Source organism: Isoptericola halotolerans (assembly GCF_045689585.1).
Taxonomy (GTDB): Bacteria; Actinomycetota; Actinomycetes; order Actinomycetales; family Cellulomonadaceae; genus Isoptericola; species Isoptericola halotolerans_B.
Map to the genome: position 1 here is coordinate 194,635 of NZ_CP140108.1, position 17,548 is coordinate 212,182.

Annotated in this window: 17 protein-coding genes, 1 tRNA gene and 1 pseudogene; 8 read left to right on the forward strand and 11 right to left on the reverse strand. The window is 73.2% G+C overall.

Going from position 1 to position 17,548, the window contains the following annotated elements; genetic code table 11:
• Positions 1–56 precede the first annotated feature (56 nt).
• The 10 genes from rplJ to UQW22_RS01005 form a co-directional block, all read right to left on the reverse strand.
• Positions 57–587 (reverse strand): 50S ribosomal protein L10, encoded by a 531-nt coding sequence (gene rplJ, locus UQW22_RS00960; RefSeq protein ID WP_407318979.1) that lies wholly within the window; start codon positions 585–587, stop codon positions 57–59.
• A 262-nt stretch (positions 588–849) separates the two neighbouring features.
• Complete coding sequence (locus tag UQW22_RS00965; RefSeq protein WP_407318980.1) at positions 850–3,429, reverse strand: CHAT domain-containing protein; 2,580 nt, start codon at positions 3,427–3,429, stop codon at positions 850–852.
• An 11-nt stretch (positions 3,430–3,440) separates the two neighbouring features.
• Positions 3,441–5,192 (reverse strand): S8 family serine peptidase, encoded by a 1,752-nt coding sequence (locus UQW22_RS00970; RefSeq protein ID WP_407318981.1) that lies wholly within the window; start codon positions 5,190–5,192, stop codon positions 3,441–3,443.
• Between the two features lie 64 nt (positions 5,193–5,256).
• Complete coding sequence (locus UQW22_RS00975; RefSeq protein ID WP_407318982.1) at positions 5,257–5,751, reverse strand: hypothetical protein; 495 nt, start codon at positions 5,749–5,751, stop codon at positions 5,257–5,259.
• The gene (locus tag UQW22_RS00980) at positions 5,748–6,356 is read right to left on the reverse strand and encodes an RNA polymerase sigma factor (RefSeq protein WP_407318983.1); all 609 of its coding nucleotides are present in this window, start codon (positions 6,354–6,356) and stop codon (positions 5,748–5,750) included. Before UQW22_RS00980 ends, UQW22_RS00975 begins: the two co-directional genes overlap by 4 nt.
• 276 nt (positions 6,357–6,632) lie before the next feature.
• Entirely contained in the window at positions 6,633–7,340 is a 708-nt protein-coding gene (rplA, locus tag UQW22_RS00985; RefSeq protein ID WP_407318984.1) for a 50S ribosomal protein L1, read from the reverse strand.
• A 175-nt stretch (positions 7,341–7,515) separates the two neighbouring features.
• Positions 7,516–7,947 carry a 50S ribosomal protein L11 gene (rplK, locus tag UQW22_RS00990; RefSeq protein WP_407318985.1) on the reverse strand — a complete coding sequence of 144 codons (432 nt, stop codon included), beginning with the start codon at positions 7,945–7,947 and terminating at the stop codon, positions 7,516–7,518.
• A gap of 96 nt (positions 7,948–8,043) precedes the next feature.
• A complete protein-coding gene (gene nusG, locus UQW22_RS00995; RefSeq protein WP_407318986.1) occupies positions 8,044–8,865 on the reverse strand; it encodes a transcription termination/antitermination protein NusG in 822 nt (273 codons plus the stop codon).
• 65 nt (positions 8,866–8,930) lie between these two features.
• On the reverse strand, positions 8,931–9,185 hold the full coding sequence (secE, locus tag UQW22_RS01000) for a preprotein translocase subunit SecE (RefSeq protein WP_407318987.1): 255 nt from the start codon (positions 9,183–9,185) through the stop codon (positions 8,931–8,933).
• A 135-nt stretch (positions 9,186–9,320) separates the two neighbouring features.
• Positions 9,321–9,396: transfer RNA gene (locus UQW22_RS01005), tRNA-Trp, on the reverse strand.
• Between the two features lie 182 nt (positions 9,397–9,578).
• On the opposite strand from UQW22_RS01005, the gene UQW22_RS01010 reads away from it, so the two are divergent.
• From UQW22_RS01010 to UQW22_RS01045, 8 genes and pseudogenes are all read left to right on the forward strand, one after another.
• A complete protein-coding gene (locus UQW22_RS01010) occupies positions 9,579–10,526 on the forward strand; it encodes an ABC transporter ATP-binding protein (RefSeq protein ID WP_407318988.1) in 948 nt (315 codons plus the stop codon).
• Positions 10,523–11,385 (forward strand): annotated as a pseudogene (locus tag UQW22_RS01015) (ABC transporter permease). Before UQW22_RS01010 ends, UQW22_RS01015 begins: the two are co-directional and overlap by 4 nt.
• Before the next feature lie 523 nt (positions 11,386–11,908).
• Entirely contained in the window at positions 11,909–12,619 is a 711-nt protein-coding gene (locus tag UQW22_RS01020; RefSeq protein WP_407320688.1) for a sensor histidine kinase, read from the forward strand.
• Positions 12,616–13,242: a response regulator gene (locus UQW22_RS01025; protein ID WP_407318989.1), complete on the forward strand. Its 627-nt coding sequence runs from the start codon at positions 12,616–12,618 to the stop codon at positions 13,240–13,242. Before UQW22_RS01020 ends, UQW22_RS01025 begins: the two co-directional genes overlap by 4 nt.
• A 19-nt stretch (positions 13,243–13,261) precedes the next feature.
• Positions 13,262–14,362 (forward strand): adenosine deaminase, encoded by a 1,101-nt coding sequence (locus UQW22_RS01030; RefSeq protein ID WP_407318990.1) that lies wholly within the window; start codon positions 13,262–13,264, stop codon positions 14,360–14,362.
• Between the two features lie 7 nt (positions 14,363–14,369).
• Positions 14,370–14,738, forward strand: coding sequence for a hypothetical protein (locus UQW22_RS01035; RefSeq protein WP_407318991.1), 369 nt, complete (start codon positions 14,370–14,372; stop codon positions 14,736–14,738).
• A complete protein-coding gene (locus UQW22_RS01040) occupies positions 14,738–16,246 on the forward strand; it encodes a sensor histidine kinase (RefSeq protein ID WP_407318992.1) in 1,509 nt (502 codons plus the stop codon). Before UQW22_RS01035 ends, UQW22_RS01040 begins: the two co-directional genes overlap by 1 nt.
• Entirely contained in the window at positions 16,243–16,899 is a 657-nt protein-coding gene (locus UQW22_RS01045) for a response regulator transcription factor (RefSeq protein ID WP_407318993.1), read from the forward strand. Before UQW22_RS01040 ends, UQW22_RS01045 begins: the two co-directional genes overlap by 4 nt.
• Positions 16,900–17,048: 149 nt before the next feature.
• Here UQW22_RS01045 and UQW22_RS01050 read toward each other — a convergent pair whose 3' ends face one another.
• Complete coding sequence (locus UQW22_RS01050; RefSeq protein ID WP_407318994.1) at positions 17,049–17,468, reverse strand: hypothetical protein; 420 nt, start codon at positions 17,466–17,468, stop codon at positions 17,049–17,051.
• Positions 17,469–17,548 lie beyond the last annotated feature (80 nt).

Sequence of the window (17,548 nt, forward strand, 5' to 3'; positions counted from 1 at the left end):
CGCGGGCCGGGCGGCCCGCCACAAGCAGGGGTTGGGGTGTCTGGGCGTCCGCCAGGTCAGGCGGCGACGCCCTCCGAGTCCTGCTTCTGACGCAGGGCATCGATGACTCGGGCGACCTGGGTCGGCTTGGCGGAGAAGGCGTAGGCAGCACGCGTCAGCGTGGCCTTCAGCCCACCAGCCACCTTGGCCAGGAGAACCTCGCGGGACTCGAGGTCCGCGAGCTTCGTGATCTCCGCAGCGGTCAGCGGGTTCCCGTCGAGGACACCGCCCTTGATGACCAGTGCAGGGTTCGCCTTGGCGAAGTCACGCAGGCCCTTGGCGGCCTCGACCGGGTCCCCGGTCACGAACGCGATCGCAGAGGGGCCCTTGAGGTCGGCGTCGAGACCCTCGACACCCGCCTCCTTGGCCGCGATCGTGGTCAGCGTGTTCTTCACCACGGCGTAGGTTGCGTTGCCGCGCAGCGACCGCCGCAGCTCCTGGAGCTGCGTGACGGTGAGCCCGCGGTACTCGGTCAGCACGGCCGCGTTGGTCTCACGGAGCTTGTCCGCGATCTCCGCGACGGCGGCTGCCTTGTCCGGCCTCGCCATGGCAATCCTTCCGGTGGTGGAGCCACCGGTCACCCCGGGAAAGAGAACGAGCCCCGGCGCGGGCGCACGGGGCTCGGAGCACACAGCAGGACTGTGGATCGTCGTCGTGTCACCTGCGCAGGCCCCCGCTCTTCGCGGGACTTCGGTCTTCAACCGTTCGGAGCAAGCTCCGGGCAGCATCTGACGACCGGCGGTCTTGGGTTACCCGAGTACCTTACACGACGACGACGGCACTCCGGCACCCCGGGCGGAGAGGCACGCGTCACAACGAGCCCACCAGCGGCCCGAAGCACACCAGCGGCACCGGCTCCGGCTCGAGTCCGACGGCGAGGGCCAGCGCGACGGCCGGGTCCTGCCCCTCGCGCAGGGCGACGTGCAGGCGAGGCATCACCCGCGCCGCGACGTCGTCCCGCAGCGGTGCGACCGCTGCGACGACCGCGCGGGCACCCAGCCGGAGCAGGACGCTGGTCATGCCGAGCGGCTCACCGCCGAGCCGCACGGAGGCCCTGCCCACCTCGCAGGCGGACAGCACGACGACGACCCCCGAGAGGTCGACGCCGTCCAGCTCGTGCGCGTACAGCGGGCCGTCGGCGAGCCGGACGCAGGAGAACAGCGGGTTGTCGGGCTCGTGGACTCCGTGCGCGGCGACGTGGACGACGGCCGCGCCGGGCAGCGCGGCCGTCGTCGCCGCGCAGGTCGCCTCCGCTCCGGCGAGGAGCAGCGCGTCGTCCCACTCCCCCGCCACGAGCCCGGACTCGCGCTCGACCGACTCCAGGTCGGGACCGCCGACGACCAGCGCCCCGCGACGTCCCGGGTCCGAGCGGGGCTCGCGCAGGTCGACCCAGGAATGGACCCTCGTCGACCTGCCGGCCCGCGAGGGCAGCGACGACCACGGCAGCGAGAGGAGACCGCCCCGGGCCGCGACGTCGAGCGGTCCCTCGACACCGAGAGGCTCGAGGAGCAGCTCGTCGAGGCGCCCCAGCGATCGATGCGCGGAAGCCGCCGCGACCTGCCGCATCGGCGCGGGGATCAGCCGGTTGGCCAGGACGTCGAAGTCCTGGCGGACCCGGCGGGCCAGCTCGGTCACGTCGCGGAGCGGGCACAGCTCGACCAGCCGCACCCCCCTCGCGTCCACCCTGATCGCGGTCACCGTCTCGGTGAGCAGGTAGGACACGACCGTCGCCCCCGGCGCCGCGAGCGCGAGACGGGCGACCGTCTCCCGTGCCGTCGCCGGTCGCGGAGCCAGCTCCTGGTCCGCGCCGCCCAGCTGCCAGGACCGCTGGCGGGCCAGCTCCTGCAGGCGTCGGACCTCGCGCTGCAGCCGGACGCCCTCCTGGACGTCCGCGGCGTCCTGGCTCGTGACCAGCTGCCGGGCCTCCTCGGCCCGCCGTCGGGCCTCCGCGAGCATCTCCGCCAGCTCGGGGTCCTGGGCCGGCCGCACCCGGACCGTACCGGCGAACGTCGCCCGGCCGCGCTCGGTGGCGTCGAGGACTGCGCGGGCACTCCCGGTGGCCAGCGCGGCCTCGACGTCGACCAGGGCCAGGCGCACCCCGTACGAGGCGGCGGCGGTCACGACGTCCACCGACCCGAGCCCGGCCCGGTGGTCGGCGAGCACACCGTGCCCGCGGCGGACGGCTGCCAGCCCGCGGCGGCGGTCGCCGTTCGCGAACGCGACCTGGGCAAGGACCGACTGGTGGTGCACCCTCAGCGGCAGCGGATGGTCCCGGCGCAGCTGCCGAGTCGTGTCGGTCACGATCACCGCCGCGTGCTCCGGGTCGCCCGCGAGGAGGGCCCACTCGGCAGCAAGCAGTCGCGCCACCAGTGCGGTCCCGTGGCTCACCGCCACCAGGTCGTCCCCCGTCCGCGCCACGGCGAGCGCCTCCTCGCAGCGGCGACGCAGGGTGGAGCGCCGCACAGAGCCGCTGTCGCGGTCCACGGCCAGGCGTGCCTCCAGCCCCGCCACCCGGGCCTGCAGCGTCCACGGCTCGTTGCCCATCCGCTCGAACGCGCGTCTGGCCTTCTCCGCCCAGCCCGCCGCGTCCGCCGGGTGCTTGAGCATGAGTGCGCACCGCGCCCTGCTGAGCAGCGCGTCGGCACGCTCGGCCCCGAGGCCCTCCTCGGCCAGCAGCGGGACGGACCCGGCCAGGATCCGCTCCGCCTCGGTCACCAGGCCGGCGTCGAGCAGGACCTGGGCACGGGCGAGCTCCGACCAACCGTCCACGCCCCCGGGCTGCAGCGCCGCCGCCTCCTCGAGCTCGCGCAGCGCCGCGGGGAAGTCACCCTGCCGATATCGTGCCCACCCGAGGTTCTGCGTCGCGAACGCCACGTACCGGTCGTTGCCGATCGCCCGTGCGTACCGCAGGGCACGTTCCAGGTCCTGGACCACGGCGCCGTGGTCCCCGATGTCCAGGGCGGCGGCCGCCCGGTTGATGTGCAGCACCGCCAGGTCCCGTTGGTTGTCGGGTGCGGCCGTCGCCAGCGCCCGGTCGAACGCGTCGATCGCCGCTACCGCATCACCCGAGCGCACGTGGAGGAGTCCCTCCTGTCCGTGCGTCACGGCGACGAGGGCGGGGTCGTCGGCCTCGGACGCGACGTGACGCGCCTCCGCGATGAGCCTCTTCGCAGCGTCGACGTCACCCGTCAGGGAGTAGACGCAGGAACCCTCGCCGACGAGCGACCGGACGCGGAGCTCGACGACCCACGCGCCGTGCACCCGGGGGTCGAGCGGGCCGACGTCCCGCAGCAGGGACCGGTACGCACGGGAAGCAGGGCGGACGCGCGAGGCGGCGTTGAGCTCCTGTGCCTCGCGGAGCCTGGTGTCGAAGTCCGCCCTGCTCGTCACCGTGCCCCCGTCTACGTCTGGTCGGGTACCCCGCCGGCAGCCAGGGCCGTCGTCGTCGTGACAGCATCCCACGCCGAGCCGAGGCACTCGTCCGGCCCGGGATGCTCGCTCGCCAGCACGGCCGCGGCGATCTCGGCAGCGAGGTGCGGGGCCGAGAAGGACGTTCCGCTCCAGGTGGCGAAACCCCCCGTGAAGTCGTCCGGGTCGACCGACGCGCGGACGCCCCCGGACAGCCTCTCCGGCAACCGTGCCTCCGGAGTCTGCGGGCCGTCCAGGGTCGTCGGCATGGTCGACAGCACCGCGGCGCCCGGCCGGACGCAGGTGACCCAGGGGCCGTCGTTGCTGAAGACCGCCGTCGTGCCGTCCGGGTTGGTCGCCCCGACCGCGAGCAGCGGGGTGTGCTGGCGCGAGAGCTGGTCGGCGTCGACCGGTGCGGCCGCCTCGGGCCGTCGCTCGACGCGGGGCGCCCAGGCCGCAGGGAACATCGGCCGGGTCGTCCCGTCGTTGCCCGACGCCACGACGACGACGACACCTGCACGCCGCAGAGCACGCAGGACCCGGCGCAGCGGTCCGTCGTAGCCGTAGTCCTTCCACTGCTCGTGGTAGTACCCCATCGCGAGGACGACCACGTCGATCCGGTGACAGCCCGGTTCGCCCGCCGTGCCGCGACGGTGGTAGCGCAGGACCCGCCACAGGGTGTGCAGCACGTCCCACTCGGGGATGTCACCCGACCCTCCGAAGGCGCGGACCGCCATGAGCACCGCGTCGGGGCAGACCTGGTGGACGATGCCGGCCATGAAGGTGCCGTGTCCCGCCACCGGGTCGAGAGGCCCGGTCAGCGGGTCCACGCTCAGACCCCCGTGGTCGGCGTCCTCGGACGGCAGGGCTGGCACCGGGAAGGTGCCGACCGGCCGGCCGTCGAGCATGGCCGTGCGGATCACGACCTCGCTGTCCTGCGGGTCGTGCGGGTCGTACTCGCCGAACCAGGGGTGCGACCCGATACCCGTGTCCACGATCGCCACGACCGGCCGCCGTTCCCCCGTGGACGTGACCCACGGGGTCTCCCCGTTCCCGAAGCGACGGTGCGGTCGCCGCCCGAGGTATCGGACGGGCGTGAGCCCACCGGTGCCCGGACGGCCGTACTCGTCGATCGCCCCGAACGGCAGCGGGGTCGTCCGCGGTCGCGCCACCGGGACGAAGGGCAGCGGAGTCGTCCGACCGCCGGGCTGCGCCCGCAGCACGTGGTCCAGGGCGACCCGCGGGGTGCGCTCGGTGCCCTCGTCCGCGTCGTCACGAGCGTCCAGGTCCCCGAGCTCGCCGGTGATCCGCTCGAGGACCTGCCAGGCGTCCACCTCGACGTCGTCGTCGTGGAAGGGGACCAGGCGCAGCGCGTAGCCGAACGTCTCGTCGTCGACGTCGTCGACCGCGAGATCCCCCAGCGTCCCGTCGTAGACGACCCGGTAGCGCAGCTCCGTGGCGATCCGCCGGACCCCGTCGATCCAGGTCTCGGGCGCGCCCTCGTCGTCCGACCAGGCCGGCAGCGCGGCGACGGCACCCGTGCCGCCGGCCGTCAGCACCGAGACGTCGTCCGCCAGCCGGTCGCGCAGCCCGGTCGGCAAGGCACCGCGCACGATGAGCCGGTCGGCGACGTAGGTGGTCTCCTCGACCCTGGTCGCGCCCGGGCTCCGGCGGACCCGGTCAGGGTCCAGGTGCCGGACTGGACGCCGCCCTCCGGCGGCGTCGGCGACGGTCGTCTCGCTCACGTGCTCCTCCTCGGCAGCAGGCACGGACGTGCCCGCCGGGATATCGGCTCAGGGTCGGTCAGGTCTACAGCTCGATGACGGGCGTGGTGATCGGCACGTCGTCCTGCTCGACGAGCAGGCTGGCCAGTCCCCGCGGGACGTCCTCCAGGACGAAACGCCCGTCGTCGTCCGCCGTGGTGGTGTGGTCCCCGTCCGGACGGCGCAGGACGATCGTCAGGGTCTCCGCCGGGGCGAGCCAGCCGTCGACGCGCACGGTCCGCGGCGCGTCGCCGGGAGACAGCGCGATCATGACGGTCAGCCGCTCGTGCGTGAAGGTGATGGTGCGGGTCTCCAGCGGCGGCGCGTCGCTGCGCACGGTCCCGGCGGGCGCCTCGAGGACCATGAGCTCCATGACCTCCGACTCCAGGCCCGCCAGCGTCATCGCGAAGCGTGACCGCTCCACGAGCCCCTCGGGCACCGGGTCGACGCGGTCGTCGAGCTCGGCGACCCTGGCGAGCAGGGCGGCGTCGGACGCGTCCAGCGGGTCGTCGGCGCCCGGCACGTCGTCGGAGTAGGTCATGTCCACAAGGTCTCCCCCTGCTCGGTGAGGACGGCCCGCAGCTTGGCGAGGCACCGCCCCCGGGTGGCGCCGATGCTCCCCACCGGCATGCCGATCGCGGCGGAGATGGACCGGTAGTCCGGACGGTCGGCGAGAGAGACCAGGCGCAACAGCTCCTGGCACCGGTCCGGCAGCTCCCGCAGCGCATCCCACAGCAGCCGGTCCCGCTCGTCGCGCAGGAGCTCGGCCTCCGGGCCCGGGGTCGGGTCCGGCAGCGTGGCGGAGGTCTCGGCGTCGTCGTCGGGCAGCTCCGCACGCCGCTGCTCGTCGGCACGACCCTTGCGCACGGCTTCCCACGCGGCGCGGCGGGCGGTCACGAGCAGCCACTTCAGCGTCGCCCGCGGCTCCGCGATCGTCTCCGCGTGCCCGACGAGCGCGGCCCAGGTCTGCTGGACGACGTCGTCGGCCGTCTCGCGCGAGACGCCCTGGGCGCGCACCGCACGCCACAGCAGCGGCGTCGCTTCGCGGACGAACTCGCTCATCGCCTCGGTACGGCCCTCGCGGTACCCGACGAGGGCTGCCGCGGCGCGGTCACCCAGGCTCTCCGTCTCGGGGGGGCTCGTCATCTCTCCTCGCACGGCCTCGTGGTCCGAGGCGCATGCCTCGACGGTCTGCCACGAGCCTAGGGCGGCACGGTGCGCCTCGCGGCGCGCCCTGGGTCCACCCATGAGATTTCACCCTCCGCACGATCAGCTCTGTCACGAGGAAGGGAGGGCGGGGCCGGCCCCCTGATACATCGACCGTGAACCGGATCTCGTCCGCGAGCAGGGCGTCCGGGAACGACGACGGCCCGGCACCCTCGGGAGGAGGGTGCCGGGCCGTCGGGGCGCTGGAAGCGGTGCTCAGCTCTCCAGCAGGCGCGTGGTGCGCGACTGGTCGAGCGGGATGCCCGGGCCGAACGTCGTCGCGAGCGTCGCCTTGGTGATGTAGCGACCCTTCGAGGACGACGGCTTCAGACGCAGGACCTCGTCGAGCGCGGCGCCGTAGTTCTCCACCAGCTGCTCCTCGGAGAACGAGGCCTTGCCGATGATGAAGTGGAGGTTCGCGTGCTTGTCGACACGGAACTCGATCTTGCCGCCCTTGATGTCGGACACAGCCTTGGTGACGTCCATGGTGACGGTGCCGGTCTTCGGGTTCGGCATGAGACCGCGGGGGCCCAGCACCTTGCCCAGACGACCGACCTTGCCCATGAGGTCCGGCGTGGCGACCGCCGCGTCGAAGTCGGTGTAGCCGCCGGCCACCTTGGTGATGAGCTCGTCGCCGCCGACCTCGTCGGCGCCCGCGGCGATGGCCTCCTCGGCCTTCGGGCCGTTGGCGAACACGATCACGCGGGCCGTCTTGCCCGTGCCGTGCGGCAGGTTGACGGTGCCACGGACCAGCTGGTCCGCCTTGCGGGGGTCGACACCGAGCCGGAAGACGACCTCGAGGGTCGCGTCCGCCTTCGAGGTGGCGGACTCCTTCGCCAGCTTCACGGCCTCGAGGGGCGTGTACAGGTTGTCGCGGTCGATCTTCGCCGCGGCGGCGCGGTACGCCTTGCTGCGCTGTGCCATCTGCGTTCTCCTTCTGCAGTCGTGGTCGACGGGTCTGCGCGGACCCTCCCACGTGCCCGACGACTGTCGTCGGGTCTTGAGGTGTCACTCCGCGACGATTCCTGCTGTCGCGGAGTGACTGCGCTCAGGCTTCGGCAGGACTCGCTGCGCTCGTCCTACCTCCGCCTGCGCTCCGTCACTCCGTGACGGTGATGCCCATGGAGCGGGCGGTGCCGGCGATGATCTTCTTCGCGGCCTCGATGTCGTTCGCGTTGATGTCCGGCATCTTGGTCTCGGCGATCTCGCGGACCTGGTCCTGCGTGAGCTGCGCGACCTTGGTCGTGTGCGGGGTCGCGGACCCCTTGGCCACGCCGGCAGCCTTCTTGATGAGCTCCGCGGCCGGCGGGGTCTTCGTGATGAAGGTGAAGGAGCGGTCCTCGTAGACCGTGATCTCCACCGGCACGACGTTGCCGCGCTGCGACTCGGTGGCCGCGTTGTAGGCCTTGCAGAACTCCATGATGTTCACGCCGTGCTGACCCAGCGCGGGGCCGATCGGCGGGGCGGGGTTCGCGGCCCCGGCCTGGATCTGGAGCTTGATGAGACCGGCGACCTTCTTCTTGGGAGGCATGCTGCTTCCCCTCTCTGTGTCATGGGCCGACGCCGTGGGCGATGACCCGGTTGCATGACGTCGTTCGCGCGGAGCGCCGGGATCCCGGCGCCCCGGTCAGATCTTGGCGACCTGGTTGAACGACAGCTCGACCGGGGTCTCCCGGCCGAAGATGGTGACGAGGACCTTGAGCTTCTGGGCCTCGGCGTTGATCTCGGAGATCGTCGCGGGCAGCGTGTCGAACGGGCCGTCCGTGACGGTGACCGACTCGCCGACCTCGAAGTCGACCTCGATGGAGGGCTGCGCGGTGGCGCCTCCGCCGGTGGCGCCGCCACCGGCGGCCGCCTTCTTGGCGGGCGTCTCCTCGAGCATGGTGGGGGCGAGCATCCCGAACACCTCGTCCAGCGACAGCGGGACGGGCTGGTGGGTGTGCCCGACGAACCCGGTCACGCCCGGGGTGTGCCGGACGGCACCCCACGACTCGTCGGTGAGGTCCATCCGCACCAGGACGTAACCGGGGATGCGGACGCGGCGGACGATCTTCTTCTGCGCGTTCTTGATCTCGGTCACCTCCTCCATGGGGACCTCGACCTGGAAGATGTAGTCCTCCATGTTCAGGCTCTGGATGCGGTTCTCCAGGTTGGCCTTCACACGGTTCTCGTACCCGGCGTAGGAGTGGATGACGAACCAGTCGCCGAGCTGCCCGCGCAGGGTGCGCTTGAGCTCCTCGGCCGGGTCCTCGATCTCCGCGGTGACGTCGGCCTCGGCCGGGTCGCCGTCCGACTCATCGGCCTCGGCCGGCTCGGCGTCCGCGACGTCGTCAGCAGCGGTCGTGGCCCCCTCGTCGGTCCCGGGCACGTCGTTGTCGGCCTCGACGCCGGGGGCGTCGGGCTGCGTGGGGTCGACGTTCTCCGCCTGCTCCAGAGGATCCTGGGACACGAACGAACCTGCTTTCTGACTTCGGATGTGGGTTGCGACCCGGGCGGTACGGCGGCTGGTCGGGATCAGTTCCCGAAGAGCCACCCGGCACCCTGGCCGACGACGAGGTCGAGCCCGGTGACGAACAGCATCGCCACCGTGACGAACACGATCACGACGATCGTGTAGTTGATCAGCTCCGACCGGGTCGGGGTGACCACCTTGCGGAGCTCTCCCACGACCTGGCGGATGAACAGCGCGATGCGGCCGAAGACGCCTCGACGCTCCTTGCCCGTTCCGGCACCGTGCGTCCCAGCGGCCTCAGCCGGCGACTCGCTCACTTCGACCTACCCCGTTTCGCGATCACACCGCAGCCACGCCGCCTGCCGGCGACGCACCCACGGCACAGACTCCTGGCGTTCCGGGTCATACGTGTCGCATGGCCCCGCTGCGCGCGGCCCCGCGGGGGATCACGCTGGCAGGGTAGACAGGACTCGAACCTGCAACCTGCGGTTTTGGAGACCGCTGCGCTACCAATTGCGCCACTACCCTTCGTGTCTAACGGCACCCGGCTCGCGTCCGTGGGCGCGGTCCAGCATGGCGGCCGTCAACCACCGAGGGACAACTGTACGCGAAGCCGCGCCATGGGTCGAACCGCATCCACCGACCGGTGGACGCGGGGTGCCACCGAGAGGTCGTCCCGCGCGGGCCGCCCGGCGAGCCAGCCTGGGTCCATGAACGCCACACGACGTGCGCCTGAGACCCGGCCGGTCATCGACGTCCGGGGGCTGCGCAGACGCTACGGCACCAAGCAGGCCGTCGACGGCCTCGACCTGCGGGTCGAGCGGGGCGAGATCTTCGCCGTCCTCGGCCCCAACGGCGCGGGGAAGACGACGACCGTCGAGATCCTCGAGGGTTTCCGTCGCCGAGACGCGGGCGAGGTGACCGTGCTCGGCCAGGACCCCGCCTCCGGTGGACGCGCCTGGCGCAGCCGCCTCGGCGTCGTCCTGCAGGACTCCCGCGACCAGGTCGAGCTGACGGTCCGCGAGCTCGTGCACCACTTCGCCGGGTTCTACCCGTCACGACGGGATCCGGACGAGGTGATCGACGCCGTCGGGCTCCGGGAGAAGGAGTCGACGCGCGCCCGCCAGCTCTCGGGCGGGCAGCGCCGCCGCCTCGACGTCGCGCTCGGGATCGTGGGACGCCCCGAGCTGCTCTTCCTCGACGAGCCGACCACTGGTTTCGACCCTCAGGCCCGGCGCTCGTTCTGGGGGCTCGTGCGCTCGCTGCGCACAGAGGGCACGACGATCTTGCTGACCACCCACTACCTCGACGAGGCAGCCCACCTCGCGGACCGCCTCGCCGTCGTACGCGACGGCCGCGTCGTCGCCCTCGACACACCCGAGGCGCTCGGCGGGCGGCACGCCCGGCGCCCCGTCGTCCGCTGGACCGGGCCCGACGGCGCCACCCGTGCGGAGCGCACCGCGCACCCCACGCGGCTGGTCACGGAGCTCGCCGCGAGCGTACCTCTCGGCGAGGAGGTCCCCGACCTGCAGGTCGTACGGCCGAGCCTCGAGGACGTGTACCTCGAGCTCATCGGGGCGGCGGCCGCATCTGCCCCTGCCGGCGCACCCGTCGGCACGCCCGTTCCGGCCCGTGTCACGGAGGAGGTCGCGCGATGAGCGCCGCCGCACCCACGAACCGGACGTCCGCCCGGGACGCGGCCGACCCGCGGCTGCCGTCCGCCGTACGGCTCGGGATCGACCGGACGGGCGTCGAGCTGCGCGCGTTCTTCCGCGAGCGCGACGCGGTGATCTTCATCTTCGCGTACCCGCTCATCATGATGGCGATCTTCTCGACGGTCTTCGACGGCCAGGACCAGAGCGCGGACGGGTACGGCGTGCCGTTCGCGCAGTACTTCCTGCCGGGGATGGTCGCGACGGGCATCATGCTGACGAGCTTCCAGTCGCTCGCGATCGCCATCGCTCTCGAGCGCGACGACGGCACGCTCAAGCGCCTGCGCGCCGCTCCCCTGCCCGCGGTGAGCTACTTCTACGGCAAGATCGGGCTCGTCCTGCTCACGACCGTCGTGCAGACGACGCTCCTCCTCCTGCTCGCCGCGACGGTGTACGACGTGCCGATGCCGGCCGACGTCTCCGCATGGACGACGTTCGCCTGGATCTTCGTCCTCGGCACCGCGACGGGGGCGGTCTGCGGGGTGGCGTTCTCCTCGCTCCTCCGGTCCGGGAGGTCGGCGACCGCCGTCGTCACGCCGGTCGTCCTCGTCCTGCAGTTCGTCTCCGGCGTGTTCTTCGCGTTCTTCGCGCTGCCGGGCTGGATGCAGACCGCGGCGTCGGTCTTCCCGCTCAAGTGGCTCGCCCAGGGCATGCGCTCGGTGTTCCTCCGCGACGAGATGGTGGCGCTGGAGGTCGGCGGGTCGTGGCAGCTCGGCGCCGTCGCTGCTGTACGGGTGCATGGCTGGTCGTCTCGCTCGTGGTCGGGGTCCGCTCGTTCCGGTGGCGGCGCCGTGACGACGGCTGACCCGCCGTCCCACGGCACCGGGCTCGGGCCACAGGCAGACGCCGACGACCTCGACGACTGGAACCGGCAGGCCGTCGGGTGGGACGTCGCGTTCGTCACGATCGTCCTGCTGACGTCCGTCGCCCTGCCCCTGAGCGGGCAGTCGGGCCGTCAGCTCTGGATCGCCTACACGGCGATGGCGGCGATCCTCGCCGCCTACGCGGTCTGGGGCGCTCCTGCAGCCCGGACGCGGGACCAGCGCGCGGCGACGGTCTACGTGTCGGTCCTCGTCGTCGCGACCGCGCTCGCCGTGTCCCAGGGCGGGCTGGCGACGTTCCTGCTGTTCGGAGCCTTCACCCAGCTCTGGATGCTGCTGGAGCCACCCCGCAGGGCCGTCCTCGCGTCGGTGGTGCTGGCGGTGGCGACGACGTTCGGCCTCGCCTCCGAGGCGGGCTTCTCCGCACAGGGGCTGCTCGAGGCAGCACCGCAGATGGCGGTCGCCCTCGCCTTCGCACTGACGCTCGGCCTGTGGACGGCGACGTGGATGCGACGTTCCGACGAGCGCGCCCAGCTCCTGCACCAGCTCCGCGCGGCGCAGGACCAGCTCGCTCAGACCCACCACGCGGCCGGTGTCTCAGCGGAACGGGAGCGGGTGGCACGGGAGATCCACGACACCCTCGCCCAGGGCTTCACCAGTGTCGTGACGCAGGTGCAGGCCGCGACGGCAGCGCTCGACCGGGGCGAGGAGCAGGCCGCACGCGACCGGCTCGACGTCGTCGAGGCGACCGCCCGCGACAACCTCGCCGAGGCGCGCGGGCTCGTCGCCGCGTTCGCGCCCGTCCCGCTGCAGGACGCCACCCTGGTGGAGGCCCTCCACCGCCTCGCGGAGCGGTTCACGACCGAGACCGGGGCGGCGGTGCGGTTCGAGGTCCAGGACAGCGACGTCTCGGACGAGCGCGTGGCGCTCGACCCGGCGTCGGACGTCGTCCTCCTTCGCGCGGCGCAGGAGGCGCTCACGAACGTCCGGCGGCACGCCGGCGCCACCGACGTCACCGTCCGGCTCGCCCGCCGCGACGGAGCGCTCGAGCTCGAGGTGTCCGACGACGGCCGCGGGCTGCCGCCGCAGTTCTCCGAGGGGTTCGGGCTGGCAGGGATGCGGGAACGCGCCACCGCGGCAGGCGGGGTGCTCGAGATCGGCCCCGGCGCCGCGCGCGGCACCACGGTCCGGGTCTGCCTGCCAGGAGGCGCCCCGTGACCACGATCCGCGTCCTCGTCGCCGACGACCACCCCGTCGTCCGCTCGGGCATCGTCGGCATGCTGGCGGGCGAGCCCGACATCGAGATCGTCGGCGAGGCGCCGGACGGCGAACGAGCCGTGGCGCTGGCCCGCGAGCTCGCCCCCGACGTCGTCCTCATGGACCTCCGGATGCCCGTGCTCGACGGTGTCGGCGCGACGGAGACGATCGCCCGGGCCTCCCCCTCCGGGCCGCGCGTCGTCGTGCTCACCACGTACGACACGGACGCCGACATCCTGCGTGCCGTCGAGGCCGGCGCCACCGGCTACCTGCTCAAGGACACCCCGCGGGCGACCCTCGTCGCCGGGGTGCAGGCCGCGGCGCGCGGCGAGACGGTGCTCGCGCCGTCCGTGGCGACGCGGCTGGTGACGTCCGTCCGCACCGCGGAGGAGAGGCCGACGCCGCGTGAGGCCGAGGTGCTGCGGCTCGTCGAACGGGGGCTGTCGAACGCGGCCGTCGGTCGGGAGCTCTTCATCGCCGAGGCGACGGTGAAGACTCACCTCCTGCGTGCCTTCGCCAAGCTCGGGGTGGACGATCGCACGGCGGCGGTGTCCGTGGCCCGACGGCGCGGTTGGCTCACCTGAGTGGTGCCAGACTGTCGGGATGCGTGACCTGGCGAAGCTCCCCAAGGCCCATCTCCACCTGCACTTCACGGGGTCGTTGCGGGTCTCGTCGCTGCGCGAGATGTCCGAGGAGCACGGGATGCGCCTGCCCTCCGCCCTCACCGACGGCGTCGCCCTGCGGGTGCCGGCCGACGAGCGCGGTTGGTTCCGGTTCCAGCGCCTCTACGACGCCGCCCGGCACTGCGTGCGCTCGGAGGCCGACATGCGCCGCCTGGTCGACGAGGCGGCCGCGGACGACGCGGCCGAAGGGTCGGGACGTCTCGAGATCCAGGTCGACCCCACGTCGTACGCGCCGTTCGTCGGCGGCATCACCCCCGCCGTCGAGATCGTCCTGGACGAGGCCCGCGCCGCGAGCGCCCGGCACGGCGTGGAGGTCGCCGTCGTCGTCGCCGCCTCCCGGATGCGCCATCCCTTGGACGCCCGCACCCTCGCCCGCCTCGCCGCCCGGTACGCCGGCGACGGCCCGGGCGAGGTGGTCGGCTTCGGGCTGAGCAACGACGAGCGACGGGGTGACACCGCGGAGTTCGCGCGCGCCTTCCGCATCGCACGGCGTGCCGGGCTGGCGTCCGTCCCCCACGGCGGCGAGCTGCTCGGTCCCTCCCACGTGCGTGAGGTCGTCGGCGCCCTGGCCCCCGACCGCCTCGGCCACGGGGTCCGGTCCGTCGAGGACCCCACCCTGCTCGCGTCGCTGGTCGAGTCCGGGGTGGCGCTCGAGGTCTGCCCGGCGTCCAACGTGAGCCTCGGCGTCTACGAGAGCGCCGACGACGTCCCGCTGCGCGAGCTGGTCGACGCCGGGGCCCAGGTGGCGCTCGGGGCGGACGACCCGCTGCTCTTCGGTTCACGTCTCGTGGCGCAGTACGAGACGGCACGGACCGTCCACGGGTTCACGGACGGCGAGCTCGCCGACCTGGCGCGCGCCTCGATCCGCGGCTCGCGCGCCTCCGAGGGCACCCGGCAGCGCCTGCTCACCGACGTCGACGCGTGGCTGGCCGACGAGCCGGTCGACCGGCCGGTCGACGTGCCGACCGATGGCGCACCGACCCACGGGCTCTCATCTTCGTCTCATCGGATCGCGGGATGATCTGCGCATGACCTCCTCGCGCCGCCTGCTGCTGTGGGTGGTCGTGGGCCTGGCGGTCGCCGTCGGCGGGCTCGGTGCGGCCGTCGCCACGGTCGGGGAGCCGGAGGACCTCGACGTCGGGGAGGTCGTCGTCGTCTCCCCCGCTCCGACACCGTCCACCACTCCGACGCCCACCGAACCGGCGCCGTCGGGCATGCCGACCTCCGGGCCCGACAGCGAGAGCGACGACGATGGCGTGGTCGCGCCCGTCCCTCCGGCGAGCGACGGCGACCACAGCAGTGGCGACGACGACGGCGACGATGATGACGGCGACGATGATGACGGCGACGACGACGGCGACGATGACGACGGCGACGATGACGACGGCGACGACTGATGGCGCACCCTGTCGACCCGGCACCTGCCCGGGGGCTCACCGTCCGCACGCGCATCCTGGCCGCCCTGCTCGCCCTCACCCTGCTCGCCCTCACGCTCGCCGGGAGCGCGGCGTACCTGCTCGCCTACCAGCAGGTCGACGCCCGGATCGACGCGGACCTCGTCCAGGACGTCGACGAGCTCAAAGCCCTGGCGGCCTCCGGGGTGAACCCCGCGACCGGTGAGCCCTTCGCCTCGCCGGAGGACGTCGTCGTGGCCGCGATCCAGCTGACCGTCCCGTCCCGGCACGAGGGCGTCATCGGCCTGCGCGCGGGCCGCAGCCCCCTCGTCAGCCAGCAGGCGGTCACCGTGCACCTCGAGGACGACGCCGCGTTCGTCGAGGCCGTCTCGCCCCTCGTCTCCGCCGACCGACCGGTGCTGCGCCTGGTGGCGACCGCGACCACCGAGTACCGCGCCGTCGTCGTCCCCGTCGTCTCGGCGCCGGACGGCACCACCGGGCCCGACGCCGCACCCGCCGCGCTCGTCCTCGCCTACGACCGCAGCGCGCAGCACGCCGAGACCCAGGCCGTCTTCCGCACCTACGCCCTCGTGGCGCTCGCCGCCCTCGTGGTCACCGGCGTCGTCGGCTGGCTGGTCGCCGGCCGCCTGCTGCGCCCGATCCGGCTCCTGGCCCGCACGGCGCAGCAGATCGGCGAGACGGACCTGTCCGCGCGCATCCCCGAGTCGGGCAACGACGACCTCACCCACCTCACCCGCGCCTTCAACGGGATGCTCGGCAGGCTCGAGGAGTCCTTCGAGGCGCAGCGCCGGCTGCTCGACGACGTCGGCCACGAGCTGCGCACCCCGCTGACGATCGTGCGCGGGCATCTCGAGGTCATGGACCCCCACGACCCGGTCGACGCCGGCGAGACCCGCGACCTCACGCTCGACGAGCTCGACCGGATGCGACGCATCGTCGACGACCTCGTGACGCTGGCCACCGTCGGCCAGCCCGACTTCGTCAGCCCCACGCCGGTCGACCTCGGACGGCTGACCGACGACGTGCACGACAAGGCGCGCACCCTCGGCGACCGCCGCTGGCTCGTGGACGCCCGCACCGGCGCCACCGCGCTCGCCGACGCCCAACGGCTCACCCAGGCATGGCTGCAGCTCGCCGCCAACGCCGTGAAGTTCTCGCAGCCCGGCAGCACCGTCGCGATCGGCTCGCGCGCCTCCGACGACGGCACGCGCGTGCACCTGTGGGTCCGCGACGAAGGGGTCGGCATCGCCCCCGACGACGCGGCCCGGATCTTCGAACGGTTCGCCCGCGGCGACCACGGCGAGGTCCGCCGCGAGGGGTCCGGGCTCGGGCTCGCGATCGTCGCCGCGATCATCGACGGTCACGGCGGGACGATCACCGTCGACTCCGCCCCCGGCCGCGGTGCGACGTTCGTCATCGACCTGCCGGTGGACGCCGAGGCGTCCGCCCCCGCGCTCGAGCTCCCGTCCGACGGAAGGAACCACCCGTGAGCCAGATCCTCGTCGCGGAGGACGAGTCCCGCATCGCCTCGTTCGTCGCCAAGGGCCTGCGGTCCGCCGGCTACGCGAGCACCACCGTCGCCACGGCCCGCGAGGCGTTCGACCTCGCGGCCTCCGGCGACTTCGACCTGCTGGTGCTCGACCTCGGCCTGCCCGACCAGGACGGGTTCACCGTGCTGCGGCGGCTCCGCGAGGCCAAGGTCGCGCTGCCGGTCATCATCCTGACCGCCCGGACCTCCGTCTCGGACACCGTTGCCGGGCTCGAGGGCGGGGCCGACGACTACATGCCCAAGCCGTTCCGCTTCGAGGAGCTCCTGGCGCGCATCCGGCTGCGCCTGCGGGCCGAGCCCGGCGGCGAGGTCACCGTCCTCAGCCACGGCGACCTCAGCCTCGACCTGCGCAGCCGGCGCGCCCGCGCCGGAGACGCCGAGGTCGACCTGTCGGCCCGCGAGTTCGCGCTCGCCGAGGCCTTCCTGCGCAACCCCGGCCAGGTGCTCAGCCGCGAACAGCTGCTCTCGCGGGTGTGGGGGTACGACTTCGACCCCGGCTCGAACGTCGTCGACGTGTACGTGCGCTACCTGCGCAACAAGCTCGGTGCGGAGCGGTTCGTCACGGTGCGAGGGATGGGGTACCGGCTGGCATGACGCGCCCGTCGTTCTGGGTGGGTACGACGGAGGTGGGACGAGGTTTTCGCGCGGTCGCGCTCACGGTCGCTGCGCGACCTGCGCTTTCCGTCTGACGACCGCGCGGAAACCTCGTCCCACCCTCCTCGGCAGCTGCCCGCCGGTCGGTGTCAGTCCGCCGAGGGGGCGGAGGGGGCCGACTGGGCGCTCTGGGCGGACTGGGGGGTCACCGGGCTCACCGGGCTGGTGGCCGAGACCGGGCTGGCCGGCGAGCCCGGGCTGGCCGGCGAGCCCGGGCTGGCCGGCGAGCCCGGGGTGTGCGTCGACGGCGCGGTGGTGGCGCTCGCGACGGACCCGGCCGTCACCGTGGTGATCGACGTGCCGTTCTGGACGGCGGCCGGCGACGGCGACACGGCCCGCGAGGGCGTCGCCTCGTCGTCGGCCGCCGAGCGGTTCGTGGTGACCGTCACGGCCGAGGACAGCTCGCCGTCGGCGGGGGCGTCGAACGTGCCCTGGGCCGCAGCGACCGTGGTGCCGAGCGCGACCGCTCCGAGAGCTCCGCTGACGATCCAGACGTTGCGTGCCTTCATGAGTTCCAGCTCCTTCGTGCAGGGACCGAACGGTCCGTGGTGTGCAGCCCTCCGGCTGCCTGATGACCCCCAGACTCGTC